Origin of the sequence: Mesorhizobium sp. M0751 (assembly GCF_040320265.1) — a bacterium.
GTDB lineage: Bacteria > Pseudomonadota > Alphaproteobacteria > Rhizobiales > Rhizobiaceae > Mesorhizobium.
Window position 1 is genome coordinate 86907 of record NZ_JAMYPH010000012.1, and the last position, 18737, is coordinate 105643.

At 62.4% G+C, this 18737-nt stretch carries 17 protein-coding genes and 2 pseudogenes; 2 read left to right on the forward strand and 17 right to left on the reverse strand.

Annotated features, from left to right (window positions below; translation table 11 throughout):
• Positions 1-5 precede the first annotated feature (5 nt).
• A pseudogene (locus NKI19_RS19270) lies at positions 6-885 on the reverse strand (class I tRNA ligase family protein); the annotation flags it as partial.
• A gap of 476 nt (positions 886-1361) precedes the next feature.
• Here NKI19_RS19270 and NKI19_RS19275 point away from each other — a divergent pair.
• The gene (locus NKI19_RS19275; RefSeq protein ID WP_352567082.1) at positions 1362-3008 is read left to right on the forward strand and encodes an MFS transporter; all 1647 of its coding nucleotides are present in this window, start codon (positions 1362-1364) and stop codon (positions 3006-3008) included.
• 822 nt (positions 3009-3830) lie between these two features.
• Here the strand turns inward: NKI19_RS19275 and NKI19_RS19280 are convergent.
• The 14 genes and pseudogenes from NKI19_RS19280 to NKI19_RS19345 all read right to left on the reverse strand — a co-directional run.
• Positions 3831-3944, reverse strand: a pseudogene (locus NKI19_RS19280) (SMC-Scp complex subunit ScpB); the annotation flags it as partial.
• Positions 3945-4342: 398 nt separating this feature from the next.
• Positions 4343-4459, reverse strand: coding sequence for a hypothetical protein (locus tag NKI19_RS19285; protein ID WP_352567124.1), 117 nt, complete (start codon positions 4457-4459; stop codon positions 4343-4345).
• Between the two features lie 459 nt (positions 4460-4918).
• A complete protein-coding gene (gene rlxS / locus NKI19_RS19290) occupies positions 4919-6889 on the reverse strand; it encodes a relaxase/mobilization nuclease RlxS (RefSeq protein WP_352567083.1) in 1971 nt (656 codons plus the stop codon).
• 193 nt (positions 6890-7082) lie between these two features.
• Positions 7083-7769: a lytic transglycosylase domain-containing protein gene (locus tag NKI19_RS19295; RefSeq protein ID WP_352567085.1), complete on the reverse strand. Its 687-nt coding sequence runs from the start codon at positions 7767-7769 to the stop codon at positions 7083-7085.
• Positions 7757-8305 carry a signal peptidase I gene (gene lepB, locus NKI19_RS19300; RefSeq protein WP_352502721.1) on the reverse strand — a complete coding sequence of 183 codons (549 nt, stop codon included), beginning with the start codon at positions 8303-8305 and terminating at the stop codon, positions 7757-7759. The genes NKI19_RS19295 and lepB overlap by 13 nt, the downstream gene beginning before the upstream one ends.
• Positions 8302-8571, reverse strand: coding sequence for a helix-turn-helix transcriptional regulator (locus NKI19_RS19305; protein WP_352453595.1), 270 nt, complete (start codon positions 8569-8571; stop codon positions 8302-8304). Before NKI19_RS19305 ends, lepB begins: the two co-directional genes overlap by 4 nt.
• Positions 8572-8721: 150 nt before the next feature.
• Positions 8722-9045: a DUF736 domain-containing protein gene (locus NKI19_RS19310; RefSeq protein ID WP_023747246.1), complete on the reverse strand. Its 324-nt coding sequence runs from the start codon at positions 9043-9045 to the stop codon at positions 8722-8724.
• 543 nt (positions 9046-9588) lie between these two features.
• Positions 9589-11310 (reverse strand): ParB/RepB/Spo0J family partition protein, encoded by a 1722-nt coding sequence (locus NKI19_RS19315; protein ID WP_352567087.1) that lies wholly within the window; start codon positions 11308-11310, stop codon positions 9589-9591.
• A 77-nt stretch (positions 11311-11387) separates the two neighbouring features.
• Positions 11388-11807, reverse strand: a complete 420-nt coding sequence (locus NKI19_RS19320) for a DUF2958 domain-containing protein (protein ID WP_352567089.1) — start codon at positions 11805-11807, stop codon at positions 11388-11390.
• Positions 11808-11821: 14 nt separating this feature from the next.
• Entirely contained in the window at positions 11822-12025 is a 204-nt protein-coding gene (locus NKI19_RS19325) for a hypothetical protein (protein WP_352453623.1), read from the reverse strand.
• The gene (locus NKI19_RS19330; protein WP_352567090.1) at positions 12022-12984 is read right to left on the reverse strand and encodes an ArdC family protein; all 963 of its coding nucleotides are present in this window, start codon (positions 12982-12984) and stop codon (positions 12022-12024) included. Before NKI19_RS19330 ends, NKI19_RS19325 begins: the two co-directional genes overlap by 4 nt.
• A 487-nt stretch (positions 12985-13471) precedes the next feature.
• Complete coding sequence (locus NKI19_RS19335) at positions 13472-13792, reverse strand: sunset domain-containing protein (protein ID WP_352468497.1); 321 nt, start codon at positions 13790-13792, stop codon at positions 13472-13474.
• A 58-nt stretch (positions 13793-13850) separates the two neighbouring features.
• Positions 13851-14078, reverse strand: a complete 228-nt coding sequence (locus tag NKI19_RS19340; protein WP_352453620.1) for a hypothetical protein — start codon at positions 14076-14078, stop codon at positions 13851-13853.
• A gap of 135 nt (positions 14079-14213) precedes the next feature.
• The gene (locus tag NKI19_RS19345) at positions 14214-14465 is read right to left on the reverse strand and encodes a helix-turn-helix domain-containing protein (RefSeq protein WP_023722035.1); all 252 of its coding nucleotides are present in this window, start codon (positions 14463-14465) and stop codon (positions 14214-14216) included.
• Between the two features lie 128 nt (positions 14466-14593).
• Here NKI19_RS19345 and NKI19_RS19350 point away from each other — a divergent pair, with 128 nt between their 5' ends.
• Positions 14594-14863, forward strand: coding sequence for a DNA -binding domain-containing protein (locus tag NKI19_RS19350; protein ID WP_352453619.1), 270 nt, complete (start codon positions 14594-14596; stop codon positions 14861-14863).
• A gap of 95 nt (positions 14864-14958) precedes the next feature.
• Here NKI19_RS19350 and NKI19_RS19355 read toward each other — a convergent pair whose 3' ends face one another.
• A complete protein-coding gene (locus tag NKI19_RS19355) occupies positions 14959-16866 on the reverse strand; it encodes a putative bifunctional diguanylate cyclase/phosphodiesterase (RefSeq protein WP_352567092.1) in 1908 nt (635 codons plus the stop codon).
• 303 nt (positions 16867-17169) lie between these two features.
• Positions 17170-18351, reverse strand: a complete 1182-nt coding sequence (gene ubiM, locus NKI19_RS19360; RefSeq protein WP_352567126.1) for a 5-demethoxyubiquinol-8 5-hydroxylase UbiM — start codon at positions 18349-18351, stop codon at positions 17170-17172.
• Positions 18352-18737: the final 386 nt, after the last annotated feature.

The window sequence follows — 18737 nt, forward strand, 5'->3', positions numbered from 1 at the left end:
TACGGCGTCACCTCCAGCCCGGCGAGAAAGTCGTCATTGTCCGTGAGGGTGACCGCCGCCTCTATGGTGAGAATATTGATCGCCGGCAACTTATGGCGCCTGCCGACCTCAAATTCGTTGAAGTCGTGCGCCGGCGTGATCTTGACCGCGCCGCTGCCTTTCTCCGGATCAGAATACTCGTCCGCCACCACCGCGATCCTGCGGCCGACGATCGGCAGAGGATGAGGTTCTTGCCGACAAGATGCCGGAAACGCTCGTCGTCGGGATGCACCGCCGACCGCCATATCGCCCAGCATCGTCTCCGGGCGGGTCGTCGCCACGGTGATGAAGGTTTTAGGATTTTCCGGATCCAAAACCTCGCCCTCGACGGGGTAGCGGAAATGCCAGAGATTACCGTTGACCTCCTGCTGTTCGACCTCAAGGTCGGAAATCGCAGTCAAGAGCTTCCGTCCCAGTTCACAAGGCGCTTGTCCTTGTAGATCAGGCCTTCGTTGTAGAGGGTGACAAACACTTCGAGCACCGCCCTGGACAGGCCCTCGTCCATGGTGAAACGCTCCCGGCTCCAGTCGGCGGAGGCGCCCAGCCGCTTCAACTGGTTGAGGATCGCGCCGCCGGTCTCGATGAGCTCATCGCGCGTCAGGTCGCGGCGGTGGATCTGCTTCTCCATCAACTGGCGCTCGACCACCATCTGTGTGGCGATCCCGGCATGATCCATGCCCGGCTGCCAAAGGAGATTCTTGCCCGCATGCGCTCGAAGCGCACCAGAATGTCCTGCAGCGTGTTGTTGAGCCCATGGCCCATATGCAGCGAGCCGGTGACGTTCGGTGGCGGGATGACGATGGTGAAGGCTTCCGCGCCCTCCTCGGCGCCTGCGCCGGCACGAAACGTCTTTTACAAGCGTATATGTTTTTTTGCGCATAGACCAACGAGTTGAACGGCGGCCCCATGAATCGCCGATGTGTAGGTCGGGCAAAGGCGCCCACCAGCTCGTACTTGTCAAGACGACGCCACCCTTGATCTTGCACCCGCCTCCGATACCAGCGATGCACTGCGTCGTATGCTCATGCCTGTCAGGATGGGATGGGCGCTGCTAGCACCGTGGCAGTTTGACAACCCGCCCATCGGGGCGGTAGCACCGTCCAAGGCCAAGAGTCGCAGGGCAGACCGCACCCCATCGGGCTGCGCGACCCAGACCAGCTGACGCCCAACTGGCACACTCATCGCGCATCAGCACCGTGGATGCGACATCTACTTTGTTGCGAGCGCGATATCGGAACTTGGTTGTGACGCAGCTGTGCGTAAGGCGCACCGCTGTCAGCAAGTGAGTGAGTGAAAGAACTACGTGGTGGAGGTGAGAAGTCATGCGGCGTCAAGATTCCCCGCCCTTTGCGGCAAACACACTGATCCCTCTTCAGAATCCGGTCTTTCGTTCGATCTGGACAGCCACGCAGATATCCAGCCTTGGCTGGCTGGTGCAGAGCGTGGCTATAAGCTGGCTTATGGCAACGATTTCAGCCTCCGATCTGATGGTTGCGCTCGTGCAGGCTGCATCGACACTGCCCGCCTTCTTCTTGTCGATCCTTGCTGGAGCGATTGTAGACAGCTTCAGCCGCCGCGGCGTGATGCTTGCCGGACATTGCCTGATCGCACTGGCATCCACGGCGCTGGCTCTCTCTGTTGGACTGGGCTTTGTCAGTCCATGGCTGATCTTGGGGCTGAGTTTCTTGGCGGGATGCGGCTTTGCCTTGAATGATCCAGCCTGGCACGCCTCGGTCGGCGACATCCTGGAAAAGCGCGACATACCCGCTGCAGTGACGCTGATGTCGGTGGGGTACAACGTGGTTCGGAGCATAGGACCGGCGCTGGGCGGTGTAATTTTGGCTTTGCTGGGCCCCCTTACGGCTTTCGCCTTCGCTGCGCTGACCGACCTGGTCCCGTTGAGCGCTGTGCTGCGCTCCAAGTGGCAAGTTCGCTCTTCGCCTCTTCCGCGCGAGCGGATGACGACGGCCATTCATGATGGCATGCGCTTCACGGCAATCTCCTCTGAGATCAGAGTGGCGATCGTGCGCGCAACCCTGTTCGGGCTGTCAAGCATCTCGATCCTTGCTCTGCTCCCCCTCGTGGTTCGCGACCAACTTGCGGGCGGGCCAATTGTTTACGGCGTCCTGTTAGCCGGCTTCGGCACAGGCGCCTTCATCGCGGGCATTGGCAATAGCTACTTCAGACGCATCACGTCCCAAAATCGATTGATCACGCTCGCGTCCGTTGCTTGCGCAACGTGTTGCCTTTTACTGGCTCTCACATCATCGGTGGCCGTAGCAGCGATCGCGCTTGCAATCGCTGGCGCAGGCTGGGTTGTCACCTGGACCGGAACCGACGTGTGTGTGCAGTTGGCAAGCCCAAGGTGGGTCGTTGGTCGCACCCTGTCGATCTATTACGCCCTGACCTACGGCGGCATGGCAGCGGGCAGCTGGATCTGGGGTGCTGTCGCGCAGTACTATTCCCTGACGTGGGCTTTGGAAGGTGCTGCAGCGGCGCTGTTGCTGGTTGCAGCTGTGGGAAAGCTATTGCCGGTACGGCTATGGGAGGAATCCGATCAAGGGGCCTTCGACTTCAGGCCACCAGAACTGGCCCTCGATTTGAAGCCCAGGAGCGGCCCGATCGTGATCAAGGTGGAGTACTCGATACCCGAGGAGAATATCGAGGAATTTCTGAGCTGCATGCGCGAAAGGCGGCGCGTTCAGAGCCGTGCCGGTGCGCGGGACTGGACCCTCCAGCGCGATCTTCAGAACTCGACCCTTTGGACCGAGACATTCCGCACGCCGACATGGACGGACTATCTTCGTCTAAACCATCGGCTAACGGTGACTGACAGGGAGGTAGGCGAGCGCCTTGCCGCTCTGCAGGTCGGTGATTCTCCTCCTCGTCTCTCACTTTCGATCGAGCGGTCGACAAGCCCCGCCCCCGGCAGCCAAGTCCAGCCCGTGCCCTTTGTATCGCGCCCGTAAGGAAACCAGTAACTTTTCTGGGTTCGGACACGGGAATGGCCGAGACCTACTCCATCTTTCATCGGGACTGCCCGGATTGCCATACGTTGCGGCCGGTTAGGCGAGCATGAGGATTTGTGTGGCAGGTACGTCCACCACGGGCGGCCCATGTCCAGCCCCACCGCCTCTGACATCAGATCGGCTTGGGCACGGGTTCAGGTCGCCTGTCCCCCTGCATCGTGGCGAGCAGCGGGGAGCAAGGGGGGCGGCGGGGTCTCCCCGGTCTGCACGGAGCGAAGCGGGCAGACGGAGGAATCCGCCATCGGCGGCTTGCAGGGAGAGGGCCGCGCGCCTCTTTTCCTCCCTCACAAAACGTGCCGCCAAGCACGTTCACGTCGGCGCAGCCGTGCCGCAGAGCCGGCCGCAACAAAGAAGGCCTACAAGGCGGAAGCATCGAAATGTCCGCCAGCGGGACCAATTAAGTTCGGTGCTGGAGAAAGCGGTTCAACAGGGCGGCCGTAGGAGCACCAGCATAGCGCCGCCGTCAGGCGCGACGCGGACCGACAGCCCCGAGAAGGGCGCTGATTGATCGATCGAAATTGAATCGGCTCATTTTATCAGCTGAAATATTCCATGAATTTTTCACGATGCTTCAGCGCGCGCGTGGATTTGATGCAGCCATCCAGGACTGCTGCATTGCCACAGCAATGGTCACAACCTGCTAGCGGGGCTTCTGGAGATGGACGCGACGTCGCGGGTGAGCGCCCACTCCGGCTTCTGCCAAATATTCGTCGGCGGGTTCGCAGCACCGCGGGCGCACCGGTGAGCTCGTGGGCAGGAATGCGGATGGAAGTAGGTGATGCACATCGTCACCAGCACCTCAGATTGTGTGAGGTCCACGGCTCGCTCGTTTCCGCCGACGGCGGCGCGGCGGGCGTCGGTATACGCAGGGCGGGTCCGTCGCCTTGGCCTCCAGTTTCGGGGCAATGGCAAGCCCCGGTCCGCGCGGCGGAAAGATCGACGGCGCGCAACGCGGGGCTCCTACGCGACGAGCAGTTTTTCCCCCGGTCTGACCCGGCCTCGACTCCAGATGCCGCAATGACCGTCGCGGCCCGGCGCGATTGATCGGGTCTCATGCCCAAAGCTGCCTCGGTGCCCAGTAGCGGCACCGCATTGCCCCTCCCAGGCGCTGCGCCAGTAAAGCGTCGGCGAGCCAGCATCCGACGGTGCGTTCGAAGCGATCTCATTCGGCGGCCATGATCGCGCCGGTCACCATGCCGCAGCGGAAAGCTGCCGAGCTCGTCTGGCCAGGTCGCTGACCGCCTCGTCGTCGCGGGCGACGACCGAAATCTTCCCTACCGCAGCGAGGTTTCTCCCGTTAGAAGATCCTCAGCGGGATGGGCAGCCAGTTCACGCCCGGCCAACAGCATCCGGCCCGCGGGGCCGACCTCGTCTCCCGGTCGTGTGAGCAGAAGAACATCGCGAAGTGCGGCTTCATCCTCGACGCCGCGAGCCTGCTCGCCGTACCGCGGCCGCCGAAAGCCTAGGCGCTGTCACCAGGCGCCAGCCCACCCCTCTAGCTGGCGGACCATCGCATCGAGCGCGCCGATGGCCGCACCTGCAGTGATTGCAAGTCCTCATGCGCCGCAACTGTTCGGGTCGGGGGCAGCCCTGCGCAACCAGGCCGGCACCGCCGTCGTCGGCGGGGCTTCCGTGGCACCGGGAAGAGTGCCGTGGTGGCGCAGGAGGGTTTTGGCTCAGAACCATGGAATACGATGAATGATTGGGGCGCTTTTTGTAGAGCGAACGATAAGTCTTGCACGACCAGCCATTTATCCCTCGCGAGATCAATGCCGCGGGCAATTAGCGGGCGAACTCCGTCCGGACTGAGTACCTGTTTCAACGCGGGCAAAAGAAGTTGTGTAGCCATGTCACGAAATGCTTGGTCCGCTTCTCTGCCGGCCGATGGTCCATGAAATCCCCTCCCCACCCATGACACCAGACACCTCCTTGCCAACAGACCGATCAAGCACTGGCCTCCATGGTACCAGCGTGAACTCGCGCGATTTCTCGATGACAGCGTATTTTCCGCCGGCGAGCTCGACGGAGCGGCGGAGCGTGCCTTCTATTCGATCTCCACTCTGGGCTTCAGAATAGGGCAGACCGAGTTCGTCAGACAGTTGACCGGCAACACGGTTCAGCTCACGTTGACGCAGGATAGAAAGCATGTTGGCGCGATAGACGATCCGGTCCTGCTCTTCCCGAGCAAGACCTTGCGCAATCAGCCACTGCCGTCGGCGGCCTTGCGCCTCTCGGACATCGCGGCCGAAACCAGAGCTGTGCAAGGCCTCCGGTGTGTCGGAAACCAGCTCTCGATCGAGCCAGGTGGCGCCGTCGAAGCTGACTTGGCTCTCCAGCAGCATTGATGAGAGCTTGTCGACGACAACCGGCTCGGCCCTCGCTCGCTGACGCTCGTAGCCCGCGACGCGGTCGAGATGGTCCGGCGCGATAGTCCATGTACCGTCCGGCTCGCGCTCGACACCACCGGTCGCCCGGCGGATCGCCTCCAGTCGCCGCACGTGCGTTTCGGCAAAGCGTTCGGTGGCCGACTGGTCATGCTTGAGATGGATATCGATGCTGTAGCGCCCGTCATGGGCCGTGGCGATCTCGGCAATTGTGCGGTCGACTTGCCTTGGCCCGGTGTCCCTCGGCGTGACCCGCACTATGCAGCCCTCTGCCGTCGGTTGGGTTGCCTCGCCTTTGCCGATATCAACATAGTGGCTTTTGCCGTCTACGGCGTCGACGACGAGGTAATGGCGGTCAGTGATTTCGTCGGCCAGGCCGCGCGCAATGATGCGGCCGACGACAGGCTGCATCTGCTCTGCAGATCGATCATGGACAACATAGTCGGCGGCACTGCGGGCGAGCCCCTTGCCGGTCAGTTCGCGGTGCATGGTCTTGATGATGTCGCCCCGCTCGCCGATGCGGCGCAGTGTCGCTTCAAGCTCGCCATCAAGGCGCCAGTGGCCCGAGCCGACTTCCTCAGCCAGACCCATCCGCTCGAGCTTGCGCAGGCGGCCCTGGTGCAGCGTCTGGCGAAACGTGTCTCGGCTGGCCGGTGAGACATGCCCCTCATGGTCGCGCATGCGGAGCAGCTGCCGATCGATGCTGGTGAAGCGTTCCCGCTCCATTTCCTGGCGCAGGCGTTGCACGATCTCGCGGTCCGTTCTCGGGCCAAGGTCGAGGCTGACCAGCTCGGCCGCCCGTTCACGGATTCCAGACGAGATGTAGTCCCGCGCGATGACGAGGTTTTCGTCGCGGTCGTCCTTGCCGCGGACGATAATATGGGTATGCGGATGACCAGTGTTGAAATGATCGACGGCCACCCAGTCGAGCCTAGTGCCGAGGTCTTCTTCCATCTGCGCCATGAGGCGCCGCGTGAGCGGCTTCAAGTCATCATACTCGATGCCGTCTTCAGGGGCGACGATGAAGCGGAACTGATGCCGGTCGCCATCGGCACGATCGATGAAGGCCTTGCCATCAACGCGGTCGCTGTCGGCGCTATAGAGCTCGCCAGGCTTGCCTTCGCGGGTGACGCCGTCGCGCTGGAGGTAGCGAAGGTGTGCACGTGCCCCGTCAACACCCTTGCCGGCCAGCTTGACGATACGCGCCTTGACGACGGCGCGCCGCTGCCGAAACGCCGCGTGGGGGTCGCGCGCTCTGAGAACGGCGGCAGCAGCCCCGCCGCGCCCCGCCCGGCTTCCGATGAAGCGGCCACGGCGACCGCTGCCGCCGCCGGCTCGGTTGATCGCGGCGCGGATCTGGCCGGCGAAACGCTTGCCTGCCTTCGAGCCGCGCGATCCGATTTTGCCCAGGCTCGGCTTGAACTCTTCATCCTGCATTGAGCCTCCTAGCAATCTTAAGCAATATCAGAGGTTTGTCGGCAGCAGCTCTCCTGACGCTGAAGGCAGCCTCCGTGGAAAACGATGTGCAGACAAAGACTTCGCCGCCTCCAGGAGGCGATGCCTTTATCTTGCCTTCCGCGGACCTGCCTCCCTGCCTCCCTGCCCCGCCCGACCCACGGTACCCCTGCCCTCACCTGCGATCCGGCCGGCCTGACCTTGCTCGCTCCGATCCGAGCGGCACCACGATTTGGCCATTCGGATCGGTCGCGGAAACACCGTTTCGCAGGAAAAACAGCGACTGCGCGGACGGGATTTCCGGCGCTTTTCCGGAACGGGATTTGCCGGTGAACGCGTCCATGTCGGCGGCCGCGATCCCCGCCGCCTTGAGCTCTTCCAGATACGAAACCGTCTCGCTGGGCAGCGGTCGCCCACGCTGCAAATGCTGTTCGTAGCGGTCCGGCCCAGCGTTATAGGCGGCAAACAGGCCGGGAAAGCCGAAGCGGTCATACATGGCGCGGAGATAGGCAGTGCCTGCCAGAATGTTGTCGCGAGGGTCGTGCGGATCGGCCCCCAGGCCAAGCTCTGCGCGCATCTCCTCGTAGGTGCCGGGCATCACCTGCATGAGGCCAACGGCGCCGGCGTGTGACGCGATCGGCCGTCCGTCCACCATTGTCTGCCCCCGGCTTTCGGCATCCATGACGGCATAAATCCAGGGCTGTGGAATGCTGAATCGCCGGCTTGCTTCGGCCACCAAGGGCTGCCATCGTTGGAGCTGCGGACCACGGGAGATGGCGGCCGGCTGAGCGTCGGTCGCGGCGGAACAGGCGCATGGCGCTATCGCGACCATGCCCAGCATCAGGAGGGTTACTCGGTCCATAGCGGCACGAGCCTCCCGGCAATATTTTCGGCCGGCACCGGCCCGAAATAGCGGCTGTCGAAGGAGCGGTTTCTATCGTTGCCGAGCAGGAAAAACTCGTCGGCGGCAAGCTTGCGGCAGGCATTCCACCAAGGCAGCGGACGGTGCTGCGTGTCGGTTGCCAGCCGGCGCGCGACAATCTCGCCGCCGATGATGATGGCGTCGCCGAAGGCGCAGACATGCTCGCCAGGCAGCGCGGCAAGGCGCTTGACCAGCGGCACATTGCTGGGCAGATAGAAGCGTTCGGCGGCGAGATCGGCGACCGGTTTTGGCGGGCGGACGAGCACCAGATCGCCACGAGCCGGTGATCCGGACGCGACGCGATAGAGGCCGACCGGCGCACTGGCCGAGGCGTTCCACACCAGCCAGGGCGATGGGTTGTCGAAAGCGGCGAAGCCGATCAGGCCGAGGCCTATTGTGGCCACGGCGATCGTCTTGCGCGCCCGAATGCGCCGCAGATGGCTGCCGATCAGACGGATAGTGGGACGCCGGCTCATGAGCGGCCTCCCTCACCGGCCGAGCCGGAATTGTGCCCGCCATCCTCGGGCCTGGTCTCCTGCGCGCGTCCCTTCGACCAGTCGTCGAGCTCGTCGATGTGATAGCGGACATAGCGGCCGTGCTTGCGAAATTGCGGGCCGCCGCCTTTGAGCCGCATCTTCTCCAGCGTGCGCTGGGACAGCCCGATATAGAAGGCGGCCTGCGCGGTGTTGAGAAACGGACTGCCCTTCTTCGCGCGGGCCGCGCGTTCGTTTTCGTCGTCCATGATGGTCCTCGTTTCGCTACGGACAAGCGACGGCGAGGATCGGCGAGCGAGATCGTTTCGGGGACGGGCGAAGAGTGGGGGGCGAGTTTTCGCCGCCCCCTCCCGAAAGAGCCCCGCGCCGGTTGCGGGGCGGGGCTCGAGGCTGGCGGTTCAGTCGACCGGGTTCCAGATGATGGCGTATGTGTCGTCGTCATCCTGGCCGGCGGCGCGGCCGAGATTGGCGTAGAGCTTGCGCGGGCCGAACTCCGGGGCGGCAATCGACAGGCTCACATAGTCCTTGCCGGAGGTCTCGCCGGTGCGGATCCAGCCGGCCCCTACTTCGATCCCTTGCGTCAGCACCCGGAAGTCGGGATGGGTGTCGGCGCTCTTTGCCTGATTGGGCACGATGTCGATGTCGGCGCGGACGCTGAGCGTCTTGAGCTGGCCCTTGTAGCCGCCGTTTTCCTGTTTGGTGACGTATCCGATCGCGGTCATTTTCAGTCTCCTTTTGGTGCTCGCCGGGGACCATTCCCCTGCGATGGCGGACCGTGATGGGCGCGTCCGGACCGCCGGAACCGGGACGGCCGCAGCGATAGCGGAGGACCCGAGCGGACAGCTTTTTTGAAGCGAAGCGGCGCGAGGAAGCCGCCGCAGGCGGCGGGGAAAAAAGCTGCTGGCGAGGGTTTCGGGCGGGCCGGATCCGCCCATAGGTCGTCAAGCCAGCCGCAGGGGAATGGTCCCTGAGACACATGGAGACAGGTGGCGCGATCGGTGGCACAAGAGCGGGCGGCAATGCAGGGGGCTGGCTGCGCGGGCTCTGTCGGCAACCGGATCGGACAATTGGCCCCATGCGCCTGGCGCCTCAGCAAGCAACCCGGCGTGGTGCAGGGCTGCCGAAATGGGGCGAGTTGGCGTCGGGATTTCTCGCGCGCGGCACCGGCTCGACAAGACGACCGATCGGCAGCCGGCGCGGTCCGGAGCGGCGCGCGCGACCTGAGCGGCGGCACTCGAAAGAACCGCCGCTTGGGTCCTGATCGATTATTCGCGGACGAACAGCGGCTGCACTTGTGCCCACTGATCGGCGGTGCGGAAACCGCCGCGGCTGGTGTAGCTTTCGGCGGGGAATTTCATCCAGCGCGGCAGCCAGGTCTCGACCCTGAGGCGGCCATTCTCGCCCGCCAGGAAGTCGCGGATGATCTTCTTTTGCGTCTTGACCTTCTCGGCGACATTGCCGTCCGCGACCAGCTTGCCGCCGATCTCGGCCAGCATCGAATTGGCGATTTCCTTATCGCGCAAGAGGTCGAAGAAGGCATCGTCCGGTTGCCACCATGTGCCCATTTCGACGTTCAGATGGTTGCCGAGCGCCTCGATGACGGCGCTGCCGGCTGCAAGCGTCTCGGCCATGACAAGGGTGAGAACGCGCATGACATCGTCGTCGCACAGCGCCAAGAGGCGCGCGAACACGCCGGCAATAGTAAAGGCGTCGCCATTGCCGCCGGCGACCACGCCATCCTCATCCGGTGATCCGAGCAGGGCCAATACCTCGCGCCGCTTTTTGCCGAATGCGGCTTCAGCCTTGCAGCCGGCAAGGCTGGCAGTCACCGTCTCGTTGGCTGCGCGCTGCGGCTCGGGGCGCACCTGCCACAGGCCGGAACCGGTGATGGCGTGCGCCACCACGAGGCGCAGCGCCACGGCGGGATGGTCGAGCATGGCCGCACGCACGGCAGCATGGCGATGCAGATCGACATAGTTCTGCATCGGGCCGGTGAGTTCGGGGCGCGGCGGCTTGGCGGCTGTTTCTTCTTGCTCACCGCCCTCGCGGGCGCGGCGGACTTGCTTGTGTGACAGCCAGCCCTCGTGACACTCGACCTCGCCGCGATACGTGACCGCGATGAAGACCTTGCCGCCCTTCTTCTTCGGGGTCTTCTCGTGGTCCCATGGGTGGAAATACTGGCCCGGTCCCAGCAGCACCACCTCGCTCCAGCCGCCGTTGAGATAGGTGTCGCGTCTGGCGGCAATCGCTTCGTTCTGCTTTTGCCAGAACAGGTCGGCATCGGCGAAATAGCTGTCCTCGCCGAACAGGTCCGAGGTGATCAGGCCGGGATATTCGTCGATGGCAAACAGCGCCACCTTGGTGGAAATCGACTGGCCGCCGAACAGCCATTGCTTCAATTGAAAGCCACGCGGCGCGTATTGATCTGGATCGGCACAGAGTGCCAGCCAGTCCTTCTGCTGCGCCTTGGACGCCATGGTGAGATGGCGCACCGTCTCGGCGTCGATCTCCTCGCGCCGATAGGCTTCGCGGATTTTGGGCAAGAGGTCGCCAAGCGCCAGAATGCGTTTGACCTTCAGGTCAGTGATGCCGAAGGTCGCAGCGATGTCTGGAACGGTGCGGCCTTGCCTGACGAGCCGCGAAAACGTCTCCCATTGCGAGACTTCGTCAGGATCGAGGCTGGCGAGGTTTTCGATCAGCGAGGCTTCCAGCGCATCGGCGTCGTCACCGTCCTCCATGATGGCGCAGGGCAAGGGATCGCCTTCGCCGCGCTCGTCGGCAAGCGATTTCGCGGCGAAATAGCGCCGCCTGCCGGCAACGATCTCGAAGGTTTCCGGCTGGCCGTTGGGCCGCACAAGGAGCGGCACCAGCACGCCGCGCGCACGCACGGATGGCAGGATATCGGAAATGTCGGGCGCGCGTTTTCCATGGCGCATGTTGAGCGCGGAAATGTTGAGGTGATCCAAGGGGATGTGGGCAAGCTGCATGGCTACTCTCCTTCGCTTTGGTGAGGTTGTCCCCGCCGCAGAGGCCGACGGCCGGCGCGGCGGGACGGTTTTTGCGCCTATCGGCGCTGCTGTTCCGCCGTGTCGGACGGAAGCTCGGAATGGGGCTTTGAAAGGGCGTCTGCTGCCTGCCGCAGAAGTCGCTCGGCCTCGGTGATGTGGCCGCAAATGCGGGCGGCTTCGGCATAGGCGGAGAGCGGATAGCGCGCCTGGAAATGCAGGTCGCGCTCGATGCCGAGGCCAAGCGGACCTTTTGCGGATGCAAGCTCGGCCAGACTGACGCTGCCGAGTTCGGGGAAGCCGAAGCCGAGATCGCAAAGACCGAACAGCGTGTCGCCATCGGCGTCGAGTTCGCTCAGAAGCCACGTCGCGGCACCTGTCGGATCGAACAGTTTCACAACGGGAAAATGGTCGATGTCGGCGTCGGCGGCGCCATTGGCGAGCAGTCGTGCGCGCAGTGGATCGGTGATCAGGATCATGGAAAGACTCCTTGTCAGAACAGGTCGAGTTGATTTCTGCTGGCTTCATCGAAGAGGCCGATATCGAGCGGCTTTTGCGCCGCGCGCGGACACATCGGCGCGTCCATCAGGAGGGTGAGCCGATCGCGCGTGGTGATCGGCCGGACACCGGGAATGAGCATCTGCTCGCCTTGCGGCGTCGGCTCGGTCGCGGTCAGTTGAGGATCGCGCATCGTCATGCCGCAATCCCTTCCTGCGCCTCGCCTTCGGCATCGGCCTGAAGGCCAAACAGGAAATCGGCGGCCTTGGAGGCAAGACTGGCGGCACGGAAGATGGCGCGGTTGTCCTCGCGCAGCACCTTCAGCCATGAGCCGATGTAATCGGCATGACGCACGGTCGGCTCGATACCGAGATTGCTGCAGACGAAGGCGGCAGTGATTTCGGCGACCAATTCTTCACGCGCGTAAGCCTTGGAGCCGAACGAGCCGGAGAGGTCGCGAGCAAGCCGCGTCGGGTGGCCGGTCCAGTGGCCAAGCTCGTGAAAGCAGGTCCGGTAATAGTCGATCTGGTGATGGAACGCCGGCTGCGGCGGCACCTGAATGTGGTCGCTGCCCGGCATGTAGAAAGCGCGATCGCCGCCGACCCTGAAATCCGCACCGCTGGCGCGAATGAGCGTCTCGGCCTGCGGCACGATCTCGCACTGAGGCAGCGGCTCGGCGGCGGCATAGAGGTCTTCCGGAAGATTATCGCACTGCGCGACATTGAAGACGGTGAAGCGCTTTAAAAAAGGCACGGCCTGTGGTTCATCGCCCTCGTGGCGTGCGCGCTCCTTCTCGTCCTTGGGGACAAAGCGGTCGGCATGCACGATGGTCGTGCCGCGCTCGCCCTTCCTGACGTTGCCGCCAAGGACGAGCGCCTGCCGGAAGGTGAGCCAGTTCTGGCTGGGATAGCTGCGCTCGATCACCGCGCCCCACAGGATAAGGATATTGATGCCGGAATAGGTGCGGCCAGAGGATGCATTCCTCGGCAGGCCAAGGCCTGCCTTTGCCCTGCCCCATGGCTTGACCCATGGCACGGTGCCGCGCTCCAGCTCGGCAATGATGCGGTCGGTGATCTCCTGATAAAGGCTGGCGCCGGGGCGCCCGCCCTTGCCTGCGCCAGCCTCTGTGCTGGCACAACGCTTGCTGTTTGCATGCATCGTCTCATCCTTCGCTCGCCAATCGCCGCGCCTTTCCCCGGAAGCGGGATGGGCGGCGAGTCGCGACCGGAAAGGCCCGCCGTGGTAGGCGGACCGCATCCGAAGGACCGGAACGAAGAGGAGGACCCTGAGCGGCACGCGAAGGGTTGCGGGCTGCCGCGGCGGGCCTAGAAGGGAGTGCCGCCCACCCCGCGCCACCGGGAAAGGCCAACAGACAAACCGCGCCGCCCGCAAGGGCGGCGGCCGTCACAGCCCGAAGGGCTGCCCACGCCAAGGGGCGAAGCCGAATGGCCGAGACCGCCTGAGCTTGCCGAAGAAAAGCGGGCTCGGTTCACGAGCACCTGGTGCGCGTCGTCAGGCGCGCGGGCGCCCGCCAGGACGGCAGGCTGGACAGATTTTTCGAACGGATCGCGATAAATACTTCAAATGAATGCTGCACCGAAAACATGTGCGATGCAGCATTTTCGCAAGCATTTACCACGGACGCTCAGACCCGAGACTTCCGCCACCCAGCCTTGCGCGCGGCTTCCTCCGAACAAAACCAGCGCTCGCCTTTCAACAGGTTGATGCGCGTCTCCCAGTAATATTCCTGTCCGGGAACATGATAGATGCGCTCGCCCGTGTTGTAGCTGATATTGGCTTTGATGTTGCAGCCGAGAGCGGCAGGGCCGATTTCGAAGGCAAGAAAGCCAGCCAGGATTGTTCCACCAGCAACGATCTTTGCCCACAACGGAACGTCCTTCGAACGATGGCGCTCGCCATACCTGCGACGGTTGTACCGGTTGTCTTGATAGCGATGGTTGCCCACGCCCCTTCTCCCCGAAGAGAGAATGCGACGTTTGCAGCCTGGAGTCTATAAGTCTGGTCTAATTCACCGGTCCTGTTCCGAACCATTGAATGAACGGCGCATCCTTACCGGTGATATCCTTCACCGTCTTCAACAGCGCTTCATGGGTGCGTTGGAGAGCCCGGTAATGGTTGCTGGTAGGTGATAGAAGCGGCTGGACGATGCTCTGGTGCAGCCGTTCCGCCTCCGCGAGAAAGCGCTCGATTTCAGCCTGTGAAAGCTGCTTGGAAAGTTTGGTCCTAGCCATTGCGATCTCCGCTGAGGAATCGCCCCACCTAGGATTATCATCCTATATCGGCATGGCTTGGTAAAGACCCACCCGCAGCGGAATGGCAGCTTGCCGAAGAAAAGCACGCTCGGTTCACGGCACCGGCGCGAGCCGTTAGACGCGCAGGCGCCCGTTAGCCCGCAGGCTGGACAGAATCTCGCACGGATCAGCGTCAAGCGCCGCAGTTAAGTCGAGAAACTCGATGACATCGAGACGCCGCTCTCCACCCTCGTACTTGGCCACGAAGGATTGGGGACGATCAAGCTTCTCGGCCACCTGCGCCTGAGTCAGGCCTTTGGCCTTGCGCAGGGAAACCAGCTGGGCCAGAAACCGCTGGTGGCGGGGCGAGCGAAGAGATTTGGGCATGTAGGCGAACCGGTCGGGTAAAGACCGGATCAGCGACTAATCCCGGTTTCGGATTATCCCATTTTGGGATATGCTGCGTTGCATCCAGCGCTCAACAGCCGAGGCTCGCAACAGGCATGAATCGATCAATGGGAACAGATGAGACTCGAAACTCAACTCTGTGCGACGAAGTCCCCTGGTCGGAGAACCTGACGGCCTACGATAGGCAGCATTTCACGATCTACCTGCGGATCCTGGATGCCTGCGCCGACAATGCCAGCGAAGAGGAGATGGCCGATCTCATTCTAGGCATCGACCCGGCCCTTGAACCGGTCCGCGCCCGCAAGGCTCTTCGCAGCCATATCGACCGGGCGAACTGGATGGTGACGACCGGCTACAAGGAACTGTTCGCCGGCTGACGCACAGCACGGATTGTCATGCTCTTCAAACAAGGACGTTCAGATACCCGTCACTCATGAGCGCACGGCCGCGAGAGACGGCGCGGCGGGAGCGGTCACAACTGCTTCGCGTGCTGTTTGACTGCCATTTCCAGTGCTTGGCTCAGAGGCACAGCCTTGGAGAACAGGTAGCCTTGAGCGGTTCGGCAGCCAAGCTTGTGCAGGGTTTGCCGATCCGCCTCTGTTTCGACGCCCTCGGCCATGACCTCGATCCCGAGCATGTTACCGAGATCGATGACCGATTTGACAAGCAGTCGGTCCTCTCGGGACTTGGCCAAGCCGCGAATGAAGCCCTGGTCTATTTTCACCTTGCGTATCCGACTGTCCTTGAGCGATGCCAACGTAGAAAAGCCGGTGCCGAAGTCATCGAGCGCGATGGAAATGCCCGCATGTGAAAGCCGTCCGAGCTTTTCATCCACTCTGTCCGGGTCCACCGGGGATTCTTCGGTAATCTCGATTTCGAACATCGTTGCAGGGAGGCCTTTTGCCGCCAGACCATCCAAAACCATGTCGTCGATATCGCCGGCTTCCAGTTCGCGCGGCGAAACATTCATCGCCACACGGAAATCACGACAGTCAGCTTTCACCAAGCCGTCGATAAAAGCACAACAGTCGGCGAAGACGGTTTGCGTCAGCAGCTGAAGCATTCCGGTTTCGCGTGCAGCTGTGATGATTTCGGGTGGAGAGATGGCACCATGAGTCGGATGGGACCACCTCAGCAAGGCTTCAAAACCGACCACGGCCTCGGTGTCGAGTTTCACGATCGGCTGGAACCAAGGTTGCAAGCTTCTCGTCTTTATCGCCGAATGAAGGTCCCGTTCGACGGACTGGCGGCGTTGCAGTTCCCTGTCGAGTTCGGCATCGAACAGGCAAAATTCGTTCCTGCCACGACGCTTGGCCGTGTAAAGGGCGATATCCGCCCGCAACAACATTTCGGTCAGGCCCGGGCTTTCCGCCAGGTATATTCCTATTGATGCCCCGACCCGGACGGACGCGACCTCCCGATAGGGGCGGGCAATTTTTGCTATGATATTGGAGGCGAGATCATTGGCAGAAAGCGAAACCCTCGTTGAGGGAAAAAACAGCACGAATTCATCGCCGCCGATACGAGCGAGCGTTGAGCCTTCCGGTGCTTCCTCCTCTATGCGGCGGGCGATCCTGACAAGCAGTTCATCACCGGTCCTGTGACCGTAGGTATCGTTGACGGATTTGAACCCGTCCAGGTCAACCAGCATTGCCACGAAGGGGCCATCCGCGGTCTCGAACCGTCCGATAGCGTCTTCGAGGCCACGCCTGTTGAGAAGGGCCGTCAGGTGGTCCTGCCTGGAACTGGCCTTCATCTCCGCCGCAAGCCGCTCGGCCTCATGCCTCAGGCGGCTCGCTTCGCGGAACCGTGCTTGCCCAACAAACGAAGCTCGAACCAAGCCGCCCATGAAGAGCAGAACGGTAAAAGCCAGAATGTAGTCTTCAAAATTGCCTTTCGCCAAAAGGCAACCCACCGTGATGAGGAGCGGAGGTGTGATGAAGTTGATCGCCGCCGCGGCATACGAACTGCCGTATGTAACCGCACCAGCTGAAATGCCCGCCAGAATGACCAGATGCAGCGGTGCTTGAGGTGTCGTGTATCCAACAGTCAGGACGGCCAGGAAGGACCAGGCAAACCCTGCCAGAAGAGCAAGGATGCCAAACCAGCGAAGCCGCGGCAAAACCCTCACTAATCCGTCATGGCGCCCCGTTTCCTTTAGCTGATAACGCGCGAGTGCAAGGCGGGCGGCATTTATCGCATTGACGACCAGGAACCAGATTGCAGCTGCAAAGCCGCTGCCAGAAAGGGCGTGCACCGCCCAAATCAGGCCTGACAGGATAGCGCTTATCGGCATCGACACGAAGAGGCCGGCCCTCAGGTCAGCAAGCTGATCCTGACGGATTTTGGCCTCCAGCGTGTCTTCATTCTTCGGGGCCATGGACGGACCAGCTTGCTCCCATCGTTGTTCGCGAGGACAAGCCTACGCAGGCCCACTGAAGGACGGGTTAACTATCCAGCGGGGATAACCAGTGTGCTCACCATGTCTTCGGGGCGCACGTCTGCCTCTTGGCCTTGCCGTCTAACCATCGAGCTCTTGCCCGCACGCGTGCCTTGATCCGAATCATCCCAGGATCGGCAACGTCACCATGGAAGCAGCCCTACCAACGGCATCAACGCGCCCGGCGAGACAAAAGGAAGCCGGGCCGAGATAGCGTTCCAGAGCGGCAGCGCTGCCTGCGATTCACCGCCTGAGCATGGCCGAAATGCCATGGCGGATAAAGGGAAGATATTGGGCAAAGCGAAGCCCTGCATGTCTTGCAAGCCGTGCCGCCGGGTGCTCGCCTGAGTAGAGAGCGACAAGTGCATTCGTAGCATGATAGAGCGGTGCCGCCGACAGACGCAGCCCGCTTTCGTATCTGCCGAGCATGTCGGGATCAGCAATGTCGCGGCGCTCGCGACATGTCGCCAGGATTCTATCGGCGAGTTGCTTCTGGCCACTGAGGCCGATGTTGAAGCCATGCGCGGTCACCGGGTGCATGCCGAGGGCAGCATCGCCGATCAGTGCCGCACTCGGAGCCCAGAACTTGTGCGCCCAGGTCGTGACCAGCGGATAGGCATGGCGGGTGCTTGCCAAGGTCATCTCTCCGAAGCGTCCTCGACACCGGCTCGTCGATTCCATGAGGAACAGATCGTCGTCGAGAGCAAGCAGTCTGTCGGCCTCGCTTGAGCGCAACGTGAGAAGCAGCGACGACACGCCTTCCATGAGCGGCAACATCGCTATCGTCTGATGGTGATCGAACCATTCGACCGCGATCTGGTGATGGGCGCGCTCGTGCCTCACTCGGCAAATCAGCATGGAGTTGCCAAGCCGATTGATGTCGGCGCCAATGCCGAGCAGGTCGCGCGTCGCGGACAAACGCGAATCCGCTGCAACGAGCAGCCGAGCGGCCAATTGCCTGCCATCAGAGAGCGTTATGACTGCTTCTTTGTGGCTGGTTGTTGCATTGATGACCGAGCGGCCGCACAGCAGCTGGGCATGATCCTGGAAGTGGACAAGCTTGAACAGGGCGTCGCGGATCCGACAATTTGGGACCAGAATTCCGAGTGGTTCCCCAGATCCGCTGGGAGAATCGAAGCTTAGGGCGAAAGGGCTCGATCCGTTGAGCACGCGCGCGCCTTGTAGCGGTGATTTGTCCGAAGCGGGGATGGCATCCCAGGCGCCGAGCTCGCGAAGGATTCCAACCGATGCGTGGGTCAGCGCGATCTCGCGACCGTCGAAAGCCGGATTCGCCAGGCTTTCGAGCGACTGCCGTTCAACCACTGCCACCTTGAGTCGGCTCTGGGCAAGCGACGCGGCGAAGGAAAGTCCGACCGGCCCGGCTCCGACCACAATAACGTCGAATTTATCGACAGAGCCGGCCATCAGCGTGCCGCCATTGCGTCGGCTATCTGCGACGAAGGGCACTGGAACGCATCGCAATCGATCCACGGTTTGCGGCTCATCTCCCCAAGCGTCTCCACGCGACCTAACCGTCCGTTAGACATCCGTTCTCCGTTCAAAAATGCTCAATGAAACCATGCCTATGAAGAGATAACCCTGATGTGGATCAACCAGGCTCGATAAACGCGGCAACGGCGGGTTCACGGTCGACTGGTCGACCGCCACACCATGGTCTGGTCAGGTCATCATGGAATGGCCGGCTTCCCGTTCGGTGCGGCCCTTTCCTGGCCGAAAGTTCGGCAACGTATTCTGGCTGATCCGTTCGCACCCGTCGCGCGCCGAAATCGGCATGACGCGAAGCAACCGCG